Origin of the sequence: Paracoccus sp. (in: a-proteobacteria) (assembly GCF_030538655.1) — a bacterium.
Taxonomy (GTDB): domain Bacteria; phylum Pseudomonadota; class Alphaproteobacteria; order Rhodobacterales; family Rhodobacteraceae; genus Paracoccus.
Genome location: NZ_JAUNTO010000006.1, coordinates 22,337 through 42,766, shown reverse-complemented (window position 1 = coordinate 42,766; position 20,430 = coordinate 22,337). Strand labels below are relative to the sequence as shown.

Below are 20,430 nucleotides of genomic sequence, written 5' to 3'. Positions count from 1 at the left end.
CGGCGCCCCGCCGATCAGCCGCTGAACAGGAAATGCAGAACGTCGCCGTCCTTGACCTCGTAGGTCTTGCCCTCGACCCGCAGTTTGCCGGCCTCGCGCGCGCCGGATTCGCCCTTGCCGGCAATATAATCATCAAAACCAATGGTTTCTGCGCGGATGAAACCCTTTTCGAAATCGCCGTGAATCACGCCCGCCGCCTGCGGGGCCAGCGTGCCCTTGCGGATCGTCCAGGCGCGCGCCTCTTTCGGGCCGACGGTGAAATAGGTTTGCAGGCCCAGCAGATCGTAACCGGCGCGGATCAGGCGATCCAGACCGGCTTCCTCCAGCCCCATTTCGCCAAGGAACATCTCGGCCTCGTCCGCCTCAAGCTGGCTGATTTCTTCTTCGATACGCGCGGAAATCACCACATGACCCGCCCCCTGCGCCGCCGCCATCTCGGCCACCTTGTTCGACCAGTCATTGCCGGTCGCCGCGTCACTTTCGGCGACGTTGCAGACATACAGCACGGGTTTCGCTGTCAGCAGTTGCAGCATCCCCCACGCCTTGGCGTCATCCGCCGCCACCGCAACGCTGCGCGCCGGTTGCCCGGCCTCAAGCGCGCTCAGCGCCTGTTTCAGCAGCCGATCCTGATCCAGCGCCTCTTTGTCGCCGCCCTTCAGCTTGCGGGCAAGGTTGGCCAGACGCCGTTCAATGGATTCCATGTCGGCGATCATCAGTTCGGTTTCGATCACCTCGGCATCGGCAATCGGATCGACGCGGCCTTCGACATGAGTGATATCGCCGTCCTCAAAGCAGCGCAGCACGTGGGCGATGGCGTCCACCTCGCGGATATTGGCAAGGAACTGGTTGCCCAGACCTTCGCCCTTGGACGCGCCTTTGACCAGACCGGCAATGTCCACAAAGGTGATCCGCGTCGGGATAATCTGCTTCGACCCGGCAATCCCGGCCAGCGCATCAAGGCGCGGATCGGGAACGGCAACCTCGCCCACGTTCGGTTCAATGGTGCAAAAGGGAAAGTTGGCGGCCTGTGCGGCAGCGGTGCGCGTCAGCGCGTTGAACAGGGTGGACTTGCCGACGTTCGGCAGCCCGACGATGCCCATACGAAAACCCATGATCGGCGTCCTTTGTGCGATTTTTGCGGCTTGTAGGGCGCGGGGGCGGGCAAGTCCAGACCGGCGCGGCAATGGAAAAAGGCCCGCGCGGGGGCGGGCCTTTGCCGTGGTGATGGGCGGATCAGGCGGCGCGTTTGCGGCGGATCGCGCCAACGACACCCAAACCGGCCAGCAACAGCAGGCCGCTGGCGGGCAGCGGCACCGGCGCAGGCGTCGGCGGGGTGATGTCCACATCGCCAATGGTGGCGCCGGCAAAGGCCATGGCGCTGGCCCAATTGCTATCGTTCCAGTTTATTACGCCGAATTCCAGCCGGTAATCACCGGGGTTCTGAATGGTATAACTGGACTGCACCCAGCCGGTATAACCGCAGCCACCAGCATAACAGAGGTTAGAATCTAGGCCCAAGGCATCCCAGTCAGGACCGCCGGGGGTGATGGTGACCGTGCCGGGATTCAGCGTTGCCTCGGGGTCGGGCATGGAAAAGCCCGGAACGCTGGACCCGCCCGGCGTGGTGCGCGCAGTAAACAACAGCGCAACCTGATCGCCCACCGAATTCAGCAGCCGCGCCCAGCCATAATCGGCATAACCCGCGCCGTCAGAGGTGACGTAGTTGAAGAAAAAATTCAGCATGTCGCCAGCCTTGGCAGCGAACAGCCCCGTTGCCACGGTTGAACCGTTTATGGGCGAACCCGGTCCGCCGACACCCGGCAGCGCGCCAACGCCTTCCACGCCATCCCAGGTCGAAACGTAGTAATACCCCGGCCCCTGCTGCGGCGGGGCGGTGACAACGCCTTGCGGATTCATATATCCTGCATTGCCGTTTACAATCCAATCGGATGGCAGCGTTGCAGCCTGCGCAGAAAATACGCCACAGCCCATAAAAATGGCAGCGCCTGTTACTGATTTTACGATATTCACGTCCGTTCCCTCTCGTTACACGACCTCTATGGTCAAAAGAACGTTACCTTGCGTCATCCTGGAATGCTATGGAAAATTTTTACTAATTTTTAATTCAATCGTTGATTTATCTCTTTACACAAATACATGCGCTGATTGTGCCGAAAATCGGGCCGGCGCACCATCCGCTTGCACCTTGCGCGGGGATGCGCGATGGATGGCAACCACGCCCGGAGACCAGCATGACCCGCATCGACCAGTGTTTTTCCCGCCTTCGCGAACAGGGCCGCAAGGCTTTTGTGTCCTACATCATGGCATCTGACCCGGATGCCGAAACCTCGTTCCAGATCATGCGGGGGTTGCCGGGGGCGGGGGTGGACATCATCGAACTGGGGATGCCCTTTACCGATCCGATGGCCGACGGGCCGACCATTCAGGCGGCGGGTCAGCGCGCGCTGGCGGCGGGCGGCAGCGTCAGTCAAACGCTGGAAATCCTGCGCCGGTTCCGGGCCGAGGATAACGAAACCCCGGTGGTTCTGATGGGCTATTACAACCCGATTTATGCCCGCAGCGGCGGTGTTGCCCGCTTTCTGACCGAAGCGGCCGAGGCTGGCGTGGACGGGCTGATCGTCGTCGATCTCCCGCCCGAGGAGGATGCCGAACTGTGCATTCCCGCGCGTGACGCCGGGATCAACTTTATCCGGCTGGCAACGCCAACCACCGATGATCGCCGCCTGCCTGCGGTGGTCCGGAACACCTCGGGCTTTGTCTATTACGTCAGCGTCACCGGCATCACCGGCGGTCCCGCCGCCGACGCAGCCGAGGTTGCCCCCGAGGTCGCGCGGATCAGCGCCGCATCGGGCTTGCCTGTGGTGGTGGGCTTTGGCATCTCGACCCCCGAGGCCGCGCAGGCTGTGGCCAGCGTGGCCGATGGCTGCGTGGTCGGCAGCGCCATCGTCAAACAGATCGGCGATGGCAAGCCGGTGGATCAGGTGCTGGCCTTTGTCCGCGATCTGGCCGCCGGGGCGCACCGGGGCTGAACCAGAATGCGCCGTATGGATCACATCGTTATCGGCTGCGAAAACCTCGATCACGGGGCCGCGCTGATGGAACGGATTTTGGGTCGGCCGATGGATGCGGGCGGGCGACATCCCCTGATGGGCACACATAACCGGCTGCTGCATCTGGGCGGGATGGAGTATCTGGAACTGATCTCTGTCGATCCGACCGCGCCACGGCCCGGTCGCACCCGCTGGTATGGGCTGGACCATTTCAAAGGCCCGCCGCGCATTCTGGGCTGGATCGCGCGCGACGAACATTTTGTGGCCCCGCGCGATTCGACCATTATCGAGATGTCGCGCGGTTCACTTAACTGGCAGTTCACGATGCCGATCAACGGGCAGATGCCGGGGCATGGCACACAGCCGCTGCTGATCCGCTGGTCCAAGGGGGCGCACCCCTGCAACATGTTGCCCGACCACGGTTTTCGTTTGCTGCGCCTGCAAATGACAACCCCTGAACCGCAGCCGCTGGCCCGGATCAGCGATCCGCGCATCTCCCTAGGCTTTGGCCAGACCGAGCTGCGCATTCTTCTGCAACGGCCCGATCAGTCACAGGTCTGGCTGTGATCCGCCCTGCCCGCCCCGATGACGCCCCCGGCGTCGGGGCGATCTGGAACCCGATCATCCGCGATACCACGATCAGCTTTTGGCCGGTTGAGCGTCACGATACCGAAATCGCAGCCCTGATCGCCCAGCGTCAGGCCGACGGCCATGGCTTTTTCGTGGCGGAAACCGAGGGGACGATCACCGGCTTTGCCAGCTATGGTCAGTTTCGCGCCGGGCTGGGGTATGCGCATAGTCTGGAACATTCGATCCATATCGCCCCGCAGGCGCGCGGCTTGGGTGTGGGGCGGGCGCTGATGGAAATCATGCTGGATCATGCCCGCGAGGGCGGCGGGCGGATCATGGTGGCGGGAATCACCGGCTGGAATACCGGCTCGGTTGCGTTTCATACGCGCTTTGGTTTCGTGCATTGGGGGATGATTCCGAATGCGGGATGGAAATTCGGCACCTGGCACGATCTGATCCTGATGGGGCTGGATCTTGCCACGCCGCCCGCGTGACGGCACCCCGCTGGCATCGCGCCGCTGATCCCGCTAGCATCGCCCCATGGAAGACGCAGCGCCCCATTCCCTTGCGCCCGAACTGCCGCGTCCGCGCAGTTTCTGGCAACGCATTGCTGACCGCCTTGCGGCGTTTGTCGGCGCACGCCGCGCTGCGACGCCGCCTGAAAAATCGGTTGCCTTCACGATTGCGGTGATCGCGCTTGGTGCCAAGCTGGCCAAGGCTGATGGCGCGGTTGCCCGGTCCGAGGTGGCGGCCTTTCGCCGCGTCTTTGTCATCCCCCGCACCGAAGAAAAGAACGCCGCCCGCGTCTTTGATCTGGCGCGGCAGGATGTGGCCGGGTTCGACGCGTGGGCGCGCCGGATTGCGGCGATGTTCCCACCCGGCGACCCGGTTCTGATCGACGTGATCGAGGGGCTGTTTATCATCGCCGTGGCCGACGGCCATCTGCACCGCGCTGAAATCGACTTCATCGACGAGGTGGCGGCCATATTCGGCCTGACGCCAGCGCAGGTTGTCGCGCTGCGGCTGCGGCATGATCCCGAATCCGGCTGTCTCCCGTGCGAGATTTTGGGCGTGTCGCCAGACACCCCGCTGAATGAGGCGCGGCGGCGGTGGCGGCAGTTGATCTTTGAATCGCACCCCGACCGGGCCATCGCACGTGGCCTGCCGCCGCAGGCGATCCGTTTGGCCGAAGCGCGGACCCGGCGTCTGAATCAGGCATGGGAATCGTTCCGCGCCATGCAGGAACAGCGGCAAGTCTGATTCGCGACAATTTGCCGTCGCCACCGCTTGCCGCTTGATCGCCGGAGCGGGTGCCCCCATGTTCGGGCCATGGCACAGCGCACCGTTATCATCGCCGCCCTTGCTGCCGCCCTGATCGGGGGCGGGCTGGCCTTGGCGCAATCGCAACCCGAGCCGATTCCGCTGCCCCCCCTGACCGCACCACAGCCTGCACCTGAACCACAGCCGGAAACCCCGGATCAAGGCATTGACCTGATCGAACGCGGTGCCGGTATTTTGCTGCGTGGCCTGCTGGACGAGCTGGCACCGCAGATGAATGCGATGTCGCGCGACATGACCGATGCCCTGGCGCTGATGGGACCGGCACTGTCCGATCTGTCGGTTCTGGTTGATGACATCGGCAATTATCAGACACCCGAGCGTCTGGAAAACGGCGACATCATCATCCGCCGCAAGCCCGGCGCGCCGCCTGCCCCGCCGGTGGGCGAGGGGCTGCGCCAATTCACCCAGCCCGATGGCCCTGCCCTGCCCGCGCCAGTGGTGCCCGATTTACCGCTGAACCCCGATCAGCCGCCATTGGAATTGTGACCGCAGACAGGGCAATCGGCGCGGTGTTCTGTCGTAATCGTGCGGTTTTCGCCATATAGGCCATCGAACAGCACCATCCTCCTGCGCAGGCCCTGTCCGGCATCGGTCAGATGCTTGATCGCCTCCAGCGCCATCATGCTGCCGATGACGCCCGGCAAGGCACCGACAACGCCCGCTTCGGCGCAGGGCGGGGCAAGGCCGGGGGCGGGGGCAACCGGGAACAGGCAGGCAAGGCACGGCCCGCCGCGCGCGGGATCATACAGCGTGACCTGCCCTTCCCACTGCGCGATTGACCCGGCGATCAGCGGCACCCCCGCCGCTACGCAGGCCCGGTTCACCGCCTGCCGCGTGGCAAAGCTGTCGGTTCCGTCCAGCACAAGGTCGTGCTGTGCGATCAGGTCTTGGTCGGCCTCGCTGATCCGGCGGGCCAGCGGTGTGACCTGAATATGCGGGTTCAGCGCCAGCATGGCGGCGGCGGCGGCGGCGGCCTTGGGGCGGCGGGTATCGGCGTCACGAAAGATCACCTGCCGGTGCAGGTTCGACAGGCTGACCACATCATCATCGGCCAAGGTGATCCGCCCCACCCCCGCCGCCGCCAGATACAGGCAGACCGGCGCGCCCAGCCCGCCCCCGCCGACGATCAGCACCCGCGCCTGCCGCAGCCGCATCTGCCCCGGCCCGCCGATTTCGCGCAGCACCAGATGGCGGGCATAGCGGTCCAGTTCGGCGTCAGCCAGCCCCGCGCGTTCGGGCTGATCGGGCGGCGCAGGCGCGGCCCGGCGCAGTCGGGTCAGCCCTGCGCGATAGGCCAGCACCAGCGCCGCCACGCCGCCCGCCACCAGCCACACACGCAGATCGCCGCCAACCGCCCGCGCCGCAGCACTGCCCGGCGCGGTCAGGTGCAGCAACACGACACCGCACCACAGCAGCACGGCCATCGCCGCAACAACGCGCCCCGGCAGCCGCAGCCCCCAGGCCAGCGCCGCCAGCAGAACCGCCGCCAACAACACCGCCATCAGCCGCGCCCGGTCGAGCCGAAACCACCCTGCCCGCGTTCGCTGTCGTCCAGTTCCGTGACCAGTTCGAATCGCGCCTGCGGGGCGGGGGCGACGATCATTTGCGCGATACGCTCGCCATGGGTGATGGTCTGCGGCTGGCCATCAAGGTTAATCATCAGCACGCCCAGAGGACCGCGATAGTCACTGTCGATGGTGCCGGGGGTATTAGGCAGGCTCAGCCCGGATTTCAGCGCCAGCCCGGATCGGGGACGGATCTGGATTTCCCAGCCATCAGGGATCTGCACCCGCAACCCGGTGGGGATAATCCGCCGCTCGCCCGGCATCAACGTGACCGCAGAGCCACCCAGATCGGCGCGCAGATCGGCCCCCGCCGCCCCTGCGGTGGCGTAAGACGGCAAAGGCAGCGCCACGTCGGCGCCTGTATCGCGCATCACCCTGATGATTGGTCGGCTCATCTGCTTTCCCCATAAAAAAGGCCGCGCAACGCCGCGCGGCCCCGTGTTCAGATCAAAGCGCCCTTAACGCGGCGCGATCATCATGACCATCTGCCGGCCTTCCAGCTTGGGCATCGATTCGATCTTGCCCGCCTCGCCCACATCATCCTTGACGCGGTTCAGCAGTTCCAGCCCCAGATCCTGGTGCGCCATCTCGCGCCCGCGGAACCGCAGCGTGACCTTTACCTTGTCGCCTTCGTCAAGGAATTTCATGACGGAACGCATCTTGACTTCGTAGTCATGCGTATCGGTGCCGGGGCGGAACTTGATCTCTTTGATTTCGATCACTTTCTGCTTTTTCCGGGCTTCGGCTTCGCGTTTTTGTTGTTCGTATTTGAACTTGCCGAGGTCCATCACCTTGCAGACCGGCGGGGTCGCGTTCGGCGAGATTTCGACCAGATCAAGCCCGGCCTCTTCGGCCATCCGCAGCCCGACCGAAGGGGGCACGACGCCCACATTCTCACCATCGGGGCCGATCAGGCGGATTTCTGCGACGCGGATTCTTTCATTGACGCGGGGTCCGGTGTCGCGGGTGGGCGGCGCGTTGTGCGGTCTGCGGGCTATGGCTTAATTCCTTCGGTGGTTTGTATGAAGTGGCGTAAAAATAAGGATTCCCGCGCCCCGATTCAACCGGATTTGATCGTGGCGTGACGATTGTGGGCGGAATGAGCCTTGCTTTGGCTTTTGCGCCCCACCTGCCTGTGCGATACATCGCCCGCAACCCGCTGAAAGGATAACTCATGCGCCGCCTGCTTTTGCCCGTCTTGATCCTTGCATTGCTGATCGGCGGCGGCTGGTGGTGGTGGACGGCGAATGCCCCGCGCCCGGCACCTGTGCAGACGACCAGCGAATCCGCCCCTGACACGCCGGCGGGCGAGGCTGCATCAACCGCCGGTCAGGCCGCCGGCGATGCACAGGCCACAGCCGAATCCGCCGCGACCGCGACGCAGGCAGCCGATGCGGCGGCGGATGCCGCCGCCACCGCCGCCGATGCCGCCGCCGAAGCCAGCCGCGCCGCGACCGAGGCCGCCGTGCCTGCCGCCGGTGACGCCGCCGCCGAGGCCGAGGCCGCTGCCGAACAGGCGCTGGATGCCGCAGACCGCGCCGCCGATGCTGCCGCCCGCGCACCCGCCGATGCCGCCGCCTCGGAACAGGCCAGCGATGCCGCATTCCAGGCCGCCGCCGCGACCGAGCGCGCGGCAGACGCCGCCGCCACCGCCGCGCAGATCGAGACGGTGCTGACCCCCGAGGGCTTTGATCTGGATCAGGTGACGGCGATCATCGAGGCGTCCACCATTCCCGCCGCGCAAAAGGAAACGCTGAAACGTCTGGTATCCAGCGCGCAATCGAACCCGGACCTGCTGCGTTCGGCACTAGAGCAGGTCAAGGCGGTCATGCAGTGACAGCGCCACATCTGACGGACTGGCTGGGCAGGAATCCGGCGGTGCTGCGACGTGGCCCGCTGGCGCTGATCCTGTGCGAAGATCGTGTGCTGGTTGTCGAAACACTGCGCCATCATCTTGACCTGGGCTTTCGTCACGTTCTGGCCCTATCGCCCGAAACCCCCGACATCCCCGACGACATGGCCACACGCGTCACCTGCCTGACATGGGACGCACGCGCGCCCGGATCACACGCAGGCGCTGTGAATGCGGTGAACGATGCCGTTCCGGCGGGAACATGGCTGTATTACGGCTTTAACGCCGAATTCCTGTTCTATCCCTTTTGTGAAAGCCGGTCTGTTGTCGAACTGCTGACCTTTCACGCCGAGGAACGGCGCAATGCGATGCTGATCTGCACCGTTGATCTGTATAATCCCGACGCGGCGCAGACCGGCGCTGCCGTCAATCCCGAACGGGCGCAGTTCGATGGCCGCGGCTATTTTTCACTGGTTCGCCCCCTGCCCGATGGCAGCTATGACGACAGCCATATTGATATTTTTGGCGGTCCCCGCTGGCGGCACGAAGAACATATCCCGCCCGCCAGCCGCCCGCTGAACCGCCCGGCACTGTTTCGCAGTGCACCGGGGCTGCGGCTGCGGGCCGATCACCGCTTTAACCTGCCTGATTACAACACCTTGTCCTGCCCCTGGCACCATAACCTGACCGGCGCGGTTGCCTCATTCCGGCTGGCCAAGGGCCTGATGGCCAACCCCAACACGCGCGAGGTGGCGCGGAACCTGGCCGGCCCTGCCTCGATCGACTTTCAGTGGACATCCCGGCAATTGCTGGACCTTGGGCTGATGGAGCCGGGCCAGTGGTTCTGACCCGGCGCGTGGCTCCGTTGCCAGTCACACCCTACGCTCGGCCTCTTACCGGGTCTTCTGTTCGGCGGCCTACTCATCGGCAATCGGCTTGAACGGGCCGTATGTGTGCTGTTCAAGCCGGGAAATCACGACCACCCTGTGCAAAGGACATGTCGGCACCTTGCCCAAAAGATCAGGGAAATCGGTTCCATCCCCGGTTTGCCGCCGCACGGCAGCGAGGATAGATAAGGGACACGTCAGAGACCTGATCCTCGATCAATTGACGGGCGGTGGGGGCGTCACCCTGCGACATGTTGTTCAGGATGAAACGACAGGCCGTCAGCACGCGACACATCCCTGCCCCGTCATTATAGCTATCACCGTCCGCAACCGCCGGATGCAGATAACCTTACGCATCGCCTGCCCCGCCGCTGCCCAGCAAACAGCGCACTGTTTGGCATAGACCAGCGCACCTGCCCGAAAATCGGCGGCGCGGTCCGGGGCGGCAATTCGCTGAACTCACCGCCCGTGATCGTCGCTTCGACCGGAACTTCGCGCGATATTGCGGCGATACCATCGTCATGTCCGCCCATGGCATCGCATAAGATTAAGCCGCATTATTCTGATGGCAACTGGTGCAGAACAGGTGGTTCCCACCATCACGAATTGCCGGATCAGCACCTCAGGCATGATATGGCATAGGCTCCGTCGCCAGTTGCAGGCCATAGCGGATCATTACGCCATAATCGTCATAGGGCAGCGCCTCGACATCGCTGATTCCCCAAATGGTCAGGTCGATTTCAGGTGCCTCTTGCGCGGCAACGACACCCCGAAAACGTAATCACGACAGGCAGCGTAAAATTATATGATTTCGATATGAGCCATCCCCTCAAATCTTTACATCAAGGTATAGGAATGTTGGAATTGCAAAATCTGTGGCATAGATCTGAAACAATCAGCCTGCACCGGCAGAACAAGGGCAAGATGTCTTCCTTCTCACGCCCTTGCGTGGCGCGCGCTGTGGGTGCTAGACCGTTTGGCGATATTTCAGCGATCCGGGCTGGGTGGCCCGGTCATAGGGCGCGGCCCGACTGGTGCGCGCAAGGGGGAAACGGCCGGATGGCATTGGACAAGACCAGCTTTGACAAGGAAGATCTTCTGGCCTGCGCGCGCGGCGAACTGTTCGGGCCGGGCAACGCGCAACTGCCCGCCCCGCCGATGCTGATGATGGATCGCATCACCGATATTTCCGAAGATGGCGGCGAACATGGCAAAGGTCATGTGGTCGCGGAATTCGATATTACCCCCGATCTGTGGTTCTTTGACTGCCATTTCCCCGGTAACCCGATCATGCCGGGCTGCCTTGGCCTTGACGGGCTGTGGCAACTGACCGGCTTTAACCTTGGCTGGCGCGGCTGGCAGGGGCGCGGTTATGCGCTTGGCGTGGGCGAGGTCAAGCTGACCGGCATGGTCCGCCCCGACCGCAAGCTGCTGCGTTATCACGTCGATTTCACCAAAGCCGTGCAGACCCGCCGCCTGACCATGGGCGTGGCCGATGGCCGCGTCGAGGCGGATGGCGAACTGATCTATCAGGTCAAAGATATGAAGGTCGCACTGTCGGAAAGCTAACTCAGGAGGTGGCTCATGCGCCGCGTCGTCATTACCGGGCTGGGGATCGTCTCGCCCATCGGCAACAATGCCAGCGAAGTCACCGACAGCCTGCGCGCGGGCCGGTCGGGCATCGTCGCGGCGCCGGAATATGCCGAAAAAGGCTTTCGCAGCCAGATCCACGGGATGCCGCAGATCGTGCTGGAAGACCATATCGACAAGCGTAACCTGCGGTTTATGGGACCGGGCGCGGCCTATAACTTTATCGCCATGGAACAGGCGATCAAGGACAGCGGGCTGGATGAGGCCGATGTGTCCAACCCGCGCACCGGGCTTGTCATGGGGTCCGGCGGGCCGTCCACATCGAACTTTTTCGATGCGCATCAGATCGTTATCGAAAAGGGTAGCCCGAAACGGATGGGACCGTTCATGGTGACGCGCTGCATGTCGTCCACCAACAGCGCCTGTCTGGCGACGCCGTTCAAGATCAAGGGCGTGAATTATTCCATCACCTCGGCCTGTTCGACCTCGGCGCATTGCATCGGCAACGGCACGGAACTGATTCAGATGGGCAAGCAGGACATCGTATTCGCCGGTGGCGGCGAGGAACTGGACTGGACGCTCTCCTGCCTGTTCGACGCGATGGGGGCCATGTCGTCGAAATACAACGACTCGCCGGAAACCGCATCGCGGCCCTATGACGCCACCCGCGATGGTTTCGTGATCGCAGGCGGCGGCGGCGTGGTGGTGCTGGAAGAACTGTCTCATGCCCTGGCGCGTGGCGCGAAAATCTATGCCGAAGTCACCGGCTATGGCGCGACCAGCGACGGCTACGACATGGTGGCCCCCTCGGGCGAGGGCGGCGAGCGGGCGATGCGGCTGGCCATGTCCACCCTACCCGAAGGTCGGTCGATCAGCTATATCAACGCGCATGGCACCTCGACCCCGGTGGGCGACATTGGCGAGGTGAAATCCATCCGCAACATCTTTGGCCAGGGCAACACGCCGCCGATCTCGTCCACCAAATCGCTGACCGGGCACAGCCTTGGCGCGACCGGCGTGCATGAGGCGATCTATTCGCTGCTGATGATGCAGAACGATTTCATCGCCGCCTCGGCCAATGTCACCGAACTTGACCCCGAACTGGATCCGCAGGAAATTGCCACGACGCGTGTCGATCATGTCGATTTTGATTCAATCATGTCGAACAGCTTTGGTTTTGGCGGCACGAATGCGTCGCTGGTGATATCGAAATACCGGGATTGATGACATGACGGGTTTGCTGAACGGAAAACGCGGGCTGGTGATGGGCGTGGCCAACGAACGCTCGATCGCGTGGGGAATTGCCAGTGCCATGGCCGCGCAGGGAGCCGAACTGGCGTTTTCCTATCAGGGTGAGGGGTTCGGCAAACGGGTCGAGCCGCTGGCCGCCTCGGTCGGGTCGGACTTCCTGCTGGATGTCGATGTCACCGACGATGCGTCGCTGGATGCCGCATTTGCAGCGATCAACGACCGCTGGGGCCGGTTGGATTTCCTGATCCACGCCATCGCCTTCAGCAACAAGGACGAACTGACCGGCCGATTCATGAACACCAGCCGGGCAAACTTCAAGCACAGCCTTGAAATCTCGTGCTACTCCCTGATCGAAGTGGCGCGTCGCGCGCATCCGATGATGGCTGCCGGTTCGTCGGTCATCACCCTGACTTATGGCGGGTCGAACCGGGTCACGCCGTTTTATAACGTCATGGGCGTGGCCAAGGCGGCGCTGGAATCGACCGTGCGCTATCTGGCCAATGACTTTGGCCCTGATGGTATCCGCGTCAATGCGATCAGCCCCGGCCCGATGAAAACCCTAGCAGGCGCAGCCATCGGCGGCGCGCGCAAGACCTTTCGCCACACCGAGGCAAACGCCCCCCTGCGCGCCAATGCCACGCTTGAGGCGATTGGCGGCACTGCCGTCTGGCTGACCAGCGATTGGGGGGGCAGCACAACCGGAGAGATTATTGCCGTGGATGGCGGCTATCATGTTCTGGGTATGCCCCAATCCGAGAATTTATAAACTGAACTGCTTATACCATTTTATCCGCCAAACCGATCAGCTAAGGTGAATCGCGTCAGGCAGTCATAACGATCTTAGGCGTGGGCCGCCTTGGCATTCACTGGCCATGTACACGGAGCAACGTCGCGACAAGCGACCCCGGTGTTATATGGTTCCGGGGTTGAGAGGTATGTATGACGCTGTATTTCCACGCCAATGACGGCACTCGTCTGGCCTATTCCGACGAAGGTCAGGGCCTGCCGATCCTCTGCCTGGCCGGATTGACGCGCACCATGGCTGATTTCGACTGGGTGGCACCGCATCTGGCCGATTGCCGCATGATCCGTATGGATTATCGCGGTCGTGGCCAGTCACAATGGACAGGGGCCGACAGCTATAACGTCCCGCGCGAGGCGCAGGACGCGTTTCAGCTTATGGATCATCTGGGCGTTGAAAAGGTCGCCATTCTGGGCACATCGCGCGGCGGCATGGTGGGCATCGTCATGGCCGCGATGAACAAGGCGCGGCTGCTGGGCATCTGCCTGAACGACATCGGCCCTGAATTGAACCGCGACGGGCTGGACCGGATCATCGACTATGTTGGCCGCAACCCCTCGGCCAAGACCTATGAATCAATGGCGAACCGTATGTCGCGCGCCATCCCCGGTTTTCGCAATGTCCCCGAAGGCCGCTGGCTGGGCGATGCGCATCGCCACTATCAGATGACCCCTGAGGGGCTGAAGATCAACTATGACCCCGAACTGCGTGACGCCTTTATCGCGGGTTTCGCGGGCGAAAGCCCCAGCCTGTGGCCTCTGTTCGACCTGTGCGACGGGCTGCCGATGGCCCTGATCCGGGGCGCGAACTCTGACCTGCTGTCCGTTGAAAGCGTTCAGAAAATGCGCGGCCGCCGCCCCGATATGCTGTTCACCCAAGTTCCCGACCGCGCCCATGTCCCATGGCTGGACGAACCCGAATCGGTGGCGGTGATCCGTGAGTGGGTGCAGGCCGTCAGATCGTCAGAATCACACTGAACTGCCCGTTTAAAACCCTCCCCGCGCGGCACCAAAATCTGCCTGGCAGTTCACACTGACGGTTGATTAAATCGCTGCCGGGCATCCAGAATCTGTTCGATATTCCCCTCGGCCCAGTGGCGCAGATCATCGACAATCTGCGCCAGAGATTGCCCCAAAGGGGTCAACGCATATTCCACCGCAGGCGGGTTGATGCCCAGATCGCGACGGCTGACCAGTCCATCACGTTCCAGGTTGCGCAAGGTCTGCGTCAGCATTTTCTGGGAAATACCCTCGATCATGCGCCGCAACTGCCCCGTGCGGCGAGGAGATTCGCGCAAGGCCCCGACAATCAGCACCGCCCATTTATCGGCAATGCAAGACAGCACTTGTCGGGTTGGACAGGTGGTATTGAAAGCATTCCAGGCGGGCCGTTCCATGATCTGTTCCCATATCGTCACAGGCACCTGAAGGTGCCTTCTTGCACAGGTTGCAGCAGGATATATTTTTCTTACATCAACAGACAGGAATAAAACGATGACCGATACAAACACCGAAATCGTCCGCCAGTATTTTCAGGCCGTGGCCAACGGTGATCTGGATAAACTACCGACGTTATTCAGCGAAAATCTGATCTGGCACCAGCCGGGCGCCAGTGATCTGTCAGGCACCTACAACGGGCTGGATGCCGTTTTCGCGCTGCTGGGACGTTTCATGGAACGAAGCGGTGGCAGCTTTCGCATCGATAATATCGGCAACCTTTTGAGCAACGGAAACATGGTCGCTGTGACACTGAACTTTTCTGCCAACGAGGGTGGTCGAAGCATGTCCATGGCGGGTATCGACGTGCTGCGGGTCGAAAATGGCCGTATTCAGGAAGTCTGGCTGTTTTCCGACGATCAGCAAGCCGAGGATCGTTTTTGGTCAGGTAAATAACAAAACTTCGGGGCGCAACCTGATTGCGCCCCATTTTTCGATTATCTGTGCGAATGGTGGTGTCAGCCCCAGACCGCTTCAAATTCGCGCCATTCGCGCGCACTCATCCCGCTGCTTTCCTGCGTCACGGTTTCGCCCGCCAGGCGACGACGCAGCACGGCCACGGCCTGCGCCGACAGGCTGACCGCATCCATCCGGTAATCACGGAAAGCGCCAAAGGCATAAGGCACCCAATCGGCCACGATCCGACACATGACATCGGCATAGGCGCGGATTTCATACTGCGCATGCGCATCTGCCCGCAACCGCAGGAAATGCAGCAGATTTTGCAAATCCACCTTCCAATACCACTGCGTATAGATATTGGCCGGCAGGTTCATTCGGGCCAGTTCGCGCGCCAGCCCTTGCTGCCCGTCCTGTGACAACATGGATTCATAATGGTCATAGGACCGCATCGCATCCTGACGCAGCATGTCCAGCACCCGCGCGGCTTCCTCGCCCTGCAAAACCTCGCCCCGGCCCTGATTGTTCTGGGTTGATTGCGCGGCCAGATGCTCGGGCGCGGGAATATAAAACTCACGGTCCAGAATCGAATAGCGGGCGGAATATTCGTTCACATTCGCGGTGCGGTGGCGAATCCATTGCCGTGCCACGAACACCGGTAGCTTGACGTGAAATTTCACCTCGCACATCTCGAACGGGGTCGAATGCCAGTGCCGCATCAGATAACGGATCAGCCCCTCGTCGTTCTGCACCGATTTGGTGCCCCGGCCATAGCTGACACGCGCCGCCTGCACGATGGCGGCATCATCGCCCATATAGTCGATGACACGCAGGAAACCATGATCCAGCACCGGATGCGCGGTGAACAGATGCGCCTCCATCCCCTCGGACACAACGCGGCGGGTCGGGCGGGTTTCGGCACGCTGCGCGTCAATTTCCTGCTGTTGTTCCGGGGTCAGCGGCATGGTCTGTTCCTTTTTATAGCAACCACGTTCTGCCATCCTGCCCCCGACTGTTCAACCATTTGCGGCAGAGTAAAACTTGTGTCACATTTATGTTAGGGCAGTGCAGACCAGTTCACGAGTGATAGCGACCCCTTGGGGCATGCCGAGGTTTTCCGCGGAACGTGGGGGATCTGGTTCTTGCCCCGTAGCCAGGCGAAATTGCAGGGCGGCCACGTCCTGCTCGCTCAAGCAATTCATGAATGCTTCGCCATATGTTCCATGGAAAGGATATTCAGATGTGGCAGAATCAATTGAACCGGCAAGTCGTGATCTGGACGACGCTGGTTGGTGGTTTCATCAGTTCGCTGGTCAAATGGGGGTCCGAGGTGAACATGCCGCCCCGGATGCCGGGGGAAATTTCCCCACCAGGCGCACATATCGACGCCTGGTTGGGCTGGTTGGGGTTCAACTCGCATTCGCTGGATTACGTTTATCAGGGCGTGACAGTGCCAGGCGCGGTGACGCTGTATCACTGGTTGTTCAGCTTTGCTTTTGCTTTCGTCTATGTCGTGGGTTCGGCCTATTGGCCCACGATCCGGCTGTGGTATGGCGCGCTTTACGGCATCATCATCACGGTGGTGATGCACGGGCTGCTGATCCCGCTGCTTGGCTTTCGCAATCCCGCCTATGCCGAGGGCAAAACCGGCTGGCTGTGGAACCTGAACGGCTTTGAACTGTGGAGCGAGTTTCTGGGCCATATTTACTGGTCGGTCTCAATCGAAATCTGTATGATCGCTGTGCTGGCCGTGCTGGCCCGTCCGCTCAAGGGCGATGAATGGGTGGTGCGTCACCCCTGATCTGATGCCTGCTTCGCCGCGCATCATCACCCGGTCGGATGCGCGGCGGCCCCTGCAACAAGGAAAATACAATGAACACCCGCTATTTACACACCATGGTCCGGGTCAAGGATCTGGATGCCACCATGGCTTTCTTTCGCCTTCTGGGGCTAGAGGAAACGCGCCGGACCGACAATGAACGAGGCCGGTTCACGCTGGTGTTCATGGCGCCGCCCGGCCAGCCGGAATGTCCGGTCGAACTGACCTATAACTGGGATGGCGACGATGGCCTGCCCTCGGACAGCCGCCACTTTGGCCATCTGGCTTACCGTGTCGGTAATATCTATGAGATGTGCCAGCGTCTGATGGACGCCGGTGTGACGATCAACCGCCCGCCGCGCGATGGCCACATGGCCTTTGTCCGCAGCCCCGACAATATCAGCATCGAACTGCTGCAAGAGGGCGAATCCCTGCCGCCGCAGGAACCCTGGGCCAGCATGGGCAATACTGGCCACTGGTAAAAATCAACTTTCGGGCGGGGTATCTGTGTTGTCAGCGGCAGTTATGCCGCCAATGCGACGGGTGCGGGCCAGTTCAGTCAGATCGCCGCTTTCCTTGGCGCGGTCCCGTCGCAGCGCCGCCAGCCCCAGCAGCAACAGCGAGATCGGCGTGGTAATCATGACAAAAATCCCGATCACCAGTTCATGGATGATCGGGCGCGAATTCAGCACCGAAAACATCAGCATCGATGCAAGGATCGTCGCCGCGGTGCCCCAGCTTGTGTTCAGCGTTGGGGCATGGATGCGCTGATAGAAATGCCGCATCCGCACCAATCCCAGACTGCCCAGCAGGGCCAGCGACGAACCCAGCACCAGAAATATCGCGATCAGCACTGCGGCCCACAGCGGGACTTGCTCAAGATGGTTCATTCGATCACCTCTCCGCGCAGCAGAAACTTGGCCAGCGATACTGTGGTGACAAAGCCAAGGATGGCAATGATCGCCGCCGCCTCGAAAAAGAACACGCTGTTGTTGCGCATCCCCAGCACAAGGATCAGCAGCATCGCGTTGACATAAACCGTATCCATGGCCAGCACCCGGTCCTGAGCGCGGGGGCCGCGCATCATCCGGGCACAGGCCAGCACCAGCGCCGCCGCCAGTGCAAGCTGAGCATAGCTCAGAGCAAGCGTCAGGATCATCGCACTCATTCGAAGATCTCCATCAGGGCGGTTTCGTAGCGGTTCTGGATCAGGGCGCGGAATTCCTCGGCGTCTACAAGGTCCAGCACATGCAGCAACAGCTTGCCGCTGGATGGATCATATTCCAGCCAGGCGGTGCCGGGCGTGGCCGTCACGATGATCGCCAGCAGCGCCAGCGCATTGCGATCCCGAACCCGCAGTTCCATTTCCAGAAAATCACTGCTCTTTTCCGCCAGTTCAGGACCGGCCAGCATGATGCGCGCCACGGCGATGTTCGACCGGATGATGTCCACCCCGACGATGGTCGCCAGCCGGATCAGCAGGCCAAAACGCCTGAACTGGGGCGCTGGCAGGTGCAACCGCGACACGACCAGACCTGCGGCGATGGCGATGGCGCCGCCCAAAATCAGGTTGCCTGGACTGGGCGAGGTCAGCAGCAGCCACATCACCGTCAGCGCCAGCGTCAGCAGCGGATGGGGAAACAAAGCTCTCATTCCGGCACCTCGCCTGCGCCTGTGGCCGGTGTCAGCCCCGAATGCCCCCCGACCGAGGGGAAGGGCACCCTGCCGCGTTCGGGCGGCTGAGCTTCATCATCGTCGCGCACCGGGGCCGAGGTCAGAACCGATTGCGCATAAGCGGGCGGCGTCAGCAATGTGGCGGCGGTGGCATTGGTAAACCGCAAGGATGGCTGCGCCTGCACCGTCAGCAGCATCAGCATCGCCAACAGCAGGCCGACCGGCGCGATTTCCAGGGCAAGGATCGGCGTGCCCTCGCGCGGGGACACCCAGAATCGCCGGATACCAAACCGCATCAGTGCGATCAGCGATGCCAGCCCCGACGCGAACAGCAGCGCCATGAACAGCCAGACCAGCGCCGGGATTGATCCATCGGCCCGCGCGGCTTCGCCCAGCATTCCATTCATGATGCCGATCTTGCCGATAAAACCGGAAAACGGCGGCAGCCCCGCCACAAAGCCGACCAGCACAATGAAACACATCGCCAGCGCCGTGACCGAAGCGGGCAGAGTGGTTGCCGGCGCGTCATCATCCTCGACCGAGCCAAGGCCCATCGGCCCCCACCAGTCCAGCACTTCGACCGATGGAATGGTCGAGGCTTCTTCGTCGCCATCGTCAAGCGGCTCGTCCTCGGTGGCGCGGCCCGCACGCTCCAGCGGTTCGGCCAGCAGGAACAGCGCGCTGACAGCGACGGTCGAACCAACCATGTAATAGATCGCCGCCGACAGCATCCCTGCCCCGCCGCCGGTCAAAGCAAAGCCAACGACCGCGATCACCGTGCCCGATGAAATCAGCGTGGCATAGCCCGCCTTCCACGACAGCCCCTGCGCGGCCAGAATGCCGAACAGCGCATACAGCATGGTCGCCAACCCCAGCAGGATCAGCACCGGCCCGCCAAAGCCCGCCGACATGCCCATCCCCGGTGCAAAGTTCAGCATCGCCAGCCGCAGGATCGCATAAACGCCGACCTTGGACATGATCGCCATGATCGCGGCGGCAGGCGGCGAAGCCACGGCATAGGTGCGTGGCAGCCAAAAGCACAGCGGCCAGATCGCCGCCTTGACCAGAAACGCCAGCCCCAGCATCGCCGCGCCCATATGGAACAGCGGTCGCAAGTCAGCCTCAAGCGTGGGCGAGATGCGCGACAGCTCGGCCATGTTCAGCGTGCCGGTGGTGCCATAGATCAGCGCGATACCGATCAGGAACAACAACGAAGCCGCCAGGTTGATCGCAATGTAATGCAGCCCGGCCTTGATCCGGTCCGGTCCCGAACCATGCAGCATCAGCCCATAGGACGACGCCAGCATCACCTCGAAGAACACGAACAGGTTGAACAGATCGCCGGTCAGAAACGCGCCGTTCAGGCCGAACAGCAAAAACTGGAACAGCGAGTGGTAATGCTGCCCCTTCCCCTGCCAGCCCGCCGAAGCATAAATCATCGCCGGAATCGCCAGCAGCGCCGTCAGCATCACCATCAGCGCCGACAGCCGGTCCACGACCAGCACGATCCCCATCGGCATCGGCCAGTTGCCCAGCAAATACAGGCGCATGCTGGCGTCAGCCTCGGCCTGGTTCAGCAGCTTGATCGACACCAGCAGCATGGCGACGCCCGACACCATGCCCACCCCCAGCTTGAGCCAGCGGCGGCGGTCGTCATACAGCAGCATCAGCGCGCCGGCCAGAAACGGGATCAGCAGCGGCGCGATCAGCAGATGTTCGGGGCGGATGGTCTGGAACTGAATCATTCGTTACGCTCCGCCACGGCAGCCGCGTCAGCACGTTCGACCCCGTTCACATGGTCTGATCCGGTCATACCGCGCGCCACCATGATGACCACCAGAAACAGGGCGGTGGTGGCAAAGCTGATGACGATGGCCGTCAGCACCAAAGCCTGAGGCACGGGGTCGGTATAGGCCGTCGGGTCGATAAATCCGCCCTTGGGCATCACCGGCGGCGACCCGACGCGCAGCCGCCCCATGCCAAAGATGAACAGGTTGACGCCATAGGCCAGCAGGCACAGCCCGATGATCACCTGAAAGGTTCGTGGCCGCAGCAGCAGCCAGATCCCTGATCCGCACAGCACGCCGATGGCAAGGGCAAGTATCAGTTCCAT

The 20,430-nt window shown here is 62.3% G+C and carries 26 protein-coding genes; 14 read left to right on the top strand and 12 right to left on the bottom strand.

Features of this window, described 5'->3' with window-relative positions; genetic code table 11:
* Positions 1–14 precede the first annotated feature (14 nt).
* Positions 15–1,112, bottom strand: coding sequence for a redox-regulated ATPase YchF (gene ychF, locus Q4G22_RS05745; RefSeq protein WP_303384948.1), 1,098 nt, complete (start codon positions 1,110–1,112; stop codon positions 15–17).
* Positions 1,113–1,233: 121 nt separating this feature from the next.
* Positions 1,234–1,992, bottom strand: coding sequence for an NF038132 family protein (locus Q4G22_RS05740; protein WP_303384947.1), 759 nt, complete (start codon positions 1,990–1,992; stop codon positions 1,234–1,236).
* Between the two features lie 260 nt (positions 1,993–2,252).
* Between Q4G22_RS05740 and trpA the strand changes: the two genes are divergently transcribed.
* The 5 genes from trpA to Q4G22_RS05715 all read left to right on the top strand — a co-directional run bounded on the left by trpA (position 2,253) and on the right by Q4G22_RS05715 (position 5,468).
* Positions 2,253–3,050: a tryptophan synthase subunit alpha gene (gene trpA, locus Q4G22_RS05735; protein WP_303384946.1), complete on the top strand. Its 798-nt coding sequence runs from the start codon at positions 2,253–2,255 to the stop codon at positions 3,048–3,050.
* 6 nt (positions 3,051–3,056) lie between these two features.
* Positions 3,057–3,638, top strand: a complete 582-nt coding sequence (locus Q4G22_RS05730; RefSeq protein ID WP_303384945.1) for a VOC family protein — start codon at positions 3,057–3,059, stop codon at positions 3,636–3,638.
* On the top strand, positions 3,635–4,135 hold the full coding sequence (locus tag Q4G22_RS05725; RefSeq protein ID WP_303384944.1) for a GNAT family N-acetyltransferase: 501 nt from the start codon (positions 3,635–3,637) through the stop codon (positions 4,133–4,135). The genes Q4G22_RS05730 and Q4G22_RS05725 overlap by 4 nt, the downstream gene beginning before the upstream one ends.
* A gap of 46 nt (positions 4,136–4,181) precedes the next feature.
* On the top strand, positions 4,182–4,901 hold the full coding sequence (locus Q4G22_RS05720) for a molecular chaperone DjiA (protein ID WP_303384943.1): 720 nt from the start codon (positions 4,182–4,184) through the stop codon (positions 4,899–4,901).
* Between the two features lie 69 nt (positions 4,902–4,970).
* Positions 4,971–5,468: a hypothetical protein gene (locus tag Q4G22_RS05715; protein ID WP_303384942.1), complete on the top strand. Its 498-nt coding sequence runs from the start codon at positions 4,971–4,973 to the stop codon at positions 5,466–5,468.
* Here the strand turns inward: Q4G22_RS05715 and Q4G22_RS05710 are convergent.
* The 3 genes from Q4G22_RS05710 to infC all read right to left on the bottom strand — a co-directional run bounded on the left by Q4G22_RS05710 (position 5,447) and on the right by infC (position 7,545).
* The gene (locus tag Q4G22_RS05710) at positions 5,447–6,487 is read right to left on the bottom strand and encodes a HesA/MoeB/ThiF family protein (protein ID WP_303385058.1); all 1,041 of its coding nucleotides are present in this window, start codon (positions 6,485–6,487) and stop codon (positions 5,447–5,449) included. The genes Q4G22_RS05715 and Q4G22_RS05710 overlap by 22 nt on opposite strands.
* The gene (gene dut, locus Q4G22_RS05705; protein ID WP_303384941.1) at positions 6,484–6,942 is read right to left on the bottom strand and encodes a dUTP diphosphatase; all 459 of its coding nucleotides are present in this window, start codon (positions 6,940–6,942) and stop codon (positions 6,484–6,486) included. Before dut ends, Q4G22_RS05710 begins: the two co-directional genes overlap by 4 nt.
* Positions 6,943–7,005: 63 nt before the next feature.
* Positions 7,006–7,545 (bottom strand): translation initiation factor IF-3, encoded by a 540-nt coding sequence (infC, locus tag Q4G22_RS05700; RefSeq protein WP_368661462.1) that lies wholly within the window; start codon positions 7,543–7,545, stop codon positions 7,006–7,008.
* A gap of 176 nt (positions 7,546–7,721) precedes the next feature.
* On the opposite strand from infC, the gene Q4G22_RS05695 reads away from it, so the two are divergent.
* The 6 genes from Q4G22_RS05695 to Q4G22_RS05670 all read left to right on the top strand — a co-directional run bounded on the left by Q4G22_RS05695 (position 7,722) and on the right by Q4G22_RS05670 (position 13,906).
* Positions 7,722–8,384: a translation initiation factor 3 gene (locus tag Q4G22_RS05695; RefSeq protein WP_303384940.1), complete on the top strand. Its 663-nt coding sequence runs from the start codon at positions 7,722–7,724 to the stop codon at positions 8,382–8,384.
* Positions 8,381–9,247, top strand: coding sequence for a glycosyltransferase family 2 protein (locus Q4G22_RS05690; protein ID WP_303384939.1), 867 nt, complete (start codon positions 8,381–8,383; stop codon positions 9,245–9,247). Before Q4G22_RS05695 ends, Q4G22_RS05690 begins: the two co-directional genes overlap by 4 nt.
* A gap of 1,098 nt (positions 9,248–10,345) precedes the next feature.
* Positions 10,346–10,855, top strand: a complete 510-nt coding sequence (gene fabA / locus Q4G22_RS05685) for a bifunctional 3-hydroxydecanoyl-ACP dehydratase/trans-2-decenoyl-ACP isomerase (RefSeq protein WP_303384938.1) — start codon at positions 10,346–10,348, stop codon at positions 10,853–10,855.
* Positions 10,856–10,870: 15 nt separating this feature from the next.
* Positions 10,871–12,100: a beta-ketoacyl-ACP synthase I gene (gene fabB / locus Q4G22_RS05680; RefSeq protein WP_303384937.1), complete on the top strand. Its 1,230-nt coding sequence runs from the start codon at positions 10,871–10,873 to the stop codon at positions 12,098–12,100.
* 4 nt (positions 12,101–12,104) lie between these two features.
* Positions 12,105–12,893 (top strand): enoyl-ACP reductase, encoded by a 789-nt coding sequence (locus tag Q4G22_RS05675; protein ID WP_303384936.1) that lies wholly within the window; start codon positions 12,105–12,107, stop codon positions 12,891–12,893.
* Positions 12,894–13,066: 173 nt separating this feature from the next.
* Entirely contained in the window at positions 13,067–13,906 is an 840-nt protein-coding gene (locus tag Q4G22_RS05670) for an alpha/beta fold hydrolase (RefSeq protein ID WP_303384935.1), read from the top strand.
* Positions 13,907–13,956: 50 nt separating this feature from the next.
* Here the strand turns inward: Q4G22_RS05670 and Q4G22_RS05665 are convergent, their stop codons facing one another.
* Complete coding sequence (locus tag Q4G22_RS05665; protein WP_303384934.1) at positions 13,957–14,325, bottom strand: helix-turn-helix domain-containing protein; 369 nt, start codon at positions 14,323–14,325, stop codon at positions 13,957–13,959.
* A 97-nt stretch (positions 14,326–14,422) separates the two neighbouring features.
* Between Q4G22_RS05665 and Q4G22_RS05660 the strand changes: the two genes are divergently transcribed.
* Positions 14,423–14,821, top strand: coding sequence for a nuclear transport factor 2 family protein (locus Q4G22_RS05660; RefSeq protein WP_303384933.1), 399 nt, complete (start codon positions 14,423–14,425; stop codon positions 14,819–14,821).
* Between the two features lie 62 nt (positions 14,822–14,883).
* Here Q4G22_RS05660 and thyX read toward each other — a convergent pair whose 3' ends face one another.
* A complete protein-coding gene (gene thyX / locus Q4G22_RS05655; protein ID WP_303384932.1) occupies positions 14,884–15,789 on the bottom strand; it encodes an FAD-dependent thymidylate synthase in 906 nt (301 codons plus the stop codon).
* Between the two features lie 275 nt (positions 15,790–16,064).
* Between thyX and Q4G22_RS05650 the strand changes: the two genes are divergently transcribed.
* Together Q4G22_RS05650 and Q4G22_RS05645 are read left to right on the top strand one after the other, a co-directional pair.
* Entirely contained in the window at positions 16,065–16,625 is a 561-nt protein-coding gene (locus tag Q4G22_RS05650; RefSeq protein ID WP_303384931.1) for a DUF1440 domain-containing protein, read from the top strand.
* A gap of 71 nt (positions 16,626–16,696) precedes the next feature.
* Positions 16,697–17,125 carry a VOC family protein gene (locus tag Q4G22_RS05645; protein WP_303384930.1) on the top strand — a complete coding sequence of 143 codons (429 nt, stop codon included), beginning with the start codon at positions 16,697–16,699 and terminating at the stop codon, positions 17,123–17,125.
* Between the two features lie 3 nt (positions 17,126–17,128).
* On the opposite strand, the gene mnhG is transcribed toward Q4G22_RS05645, so the two are convergent.
* From mnhG to Q4G22_RS05620, 5 genes are read right to left on the bottom strand one after another with little or no spacing between them, the layout of a single operon-like run.
* The gene (mnhG, locus tag Q4G22_RS05640; protein WP_303384929.1) at positions 17,129–17,533 is read right to left on the bottom strand and encodes a monovalent cation/H(+) antiporter subunit G; all 405 of its coding nucleotides are present in this window, start codon (positions 17,531–17,533) and stop codon (positions 17,129–17,131) included.
* On the bottom strand, positions 17,530–17,811 hold the full coding sequence (locus Q4G22_RS05635) for a K+/H+ antiporter subunit F (RefSeq protein ID WP_303384928.1): 282 nt from the start codon (positions 17,809–17,811) through the stop codon (positions 17,530–17,532). Before Q4G22_RS05635 ends, mnhG begins: the two co-directional genes overlap by 4 nt.
* The gene (locus tag Q4G22_RS05630; RefSeq protein ID WP_303384927.1) at positions 17,808–18,296 is read right to left on the bottom strand and encodes a Na+/H+ antiporter subunit E; all 489 of its coding nucleotides are present in this window, start codon (positions 18,294–18,296) and stop codon (positions 17,808–17,810) included. The genes Q4G22_RS05635 and Q4G22_RS05630 overlap by 4 nt, the downstream gene beginning before the upstream one ends.
* A complete protein-coding gene (locus Q4G22_RS05625) occupies positions 18,293–20,062 on the bottom strand; it encodes a monovalent cation/H+ antiporter subunit D (protein ID WP_303384926.1) in 1,770 nt (589 codons plus the stop codon). The genes Q4G22_RS05630 and Q4G22_RS05625 overlap by 4 nt, the downstream gene beginning before the upstream one ends.
* Positions 20,059–20,430 (bottom strand): Na+/H+ antiporter subunit C, encoded by a 372-nt coding sequence (locus Q4G22_RS05620; RefSeq protein WP_303384925.1) that lies wholly within the window; start codon positions 20,428–20,430, stop codon positions 20,059–20,061. Before Q4G22_RS05620 ends, Q4G22_RS05625 begins: the two co-directional genes overlap by 4 nt.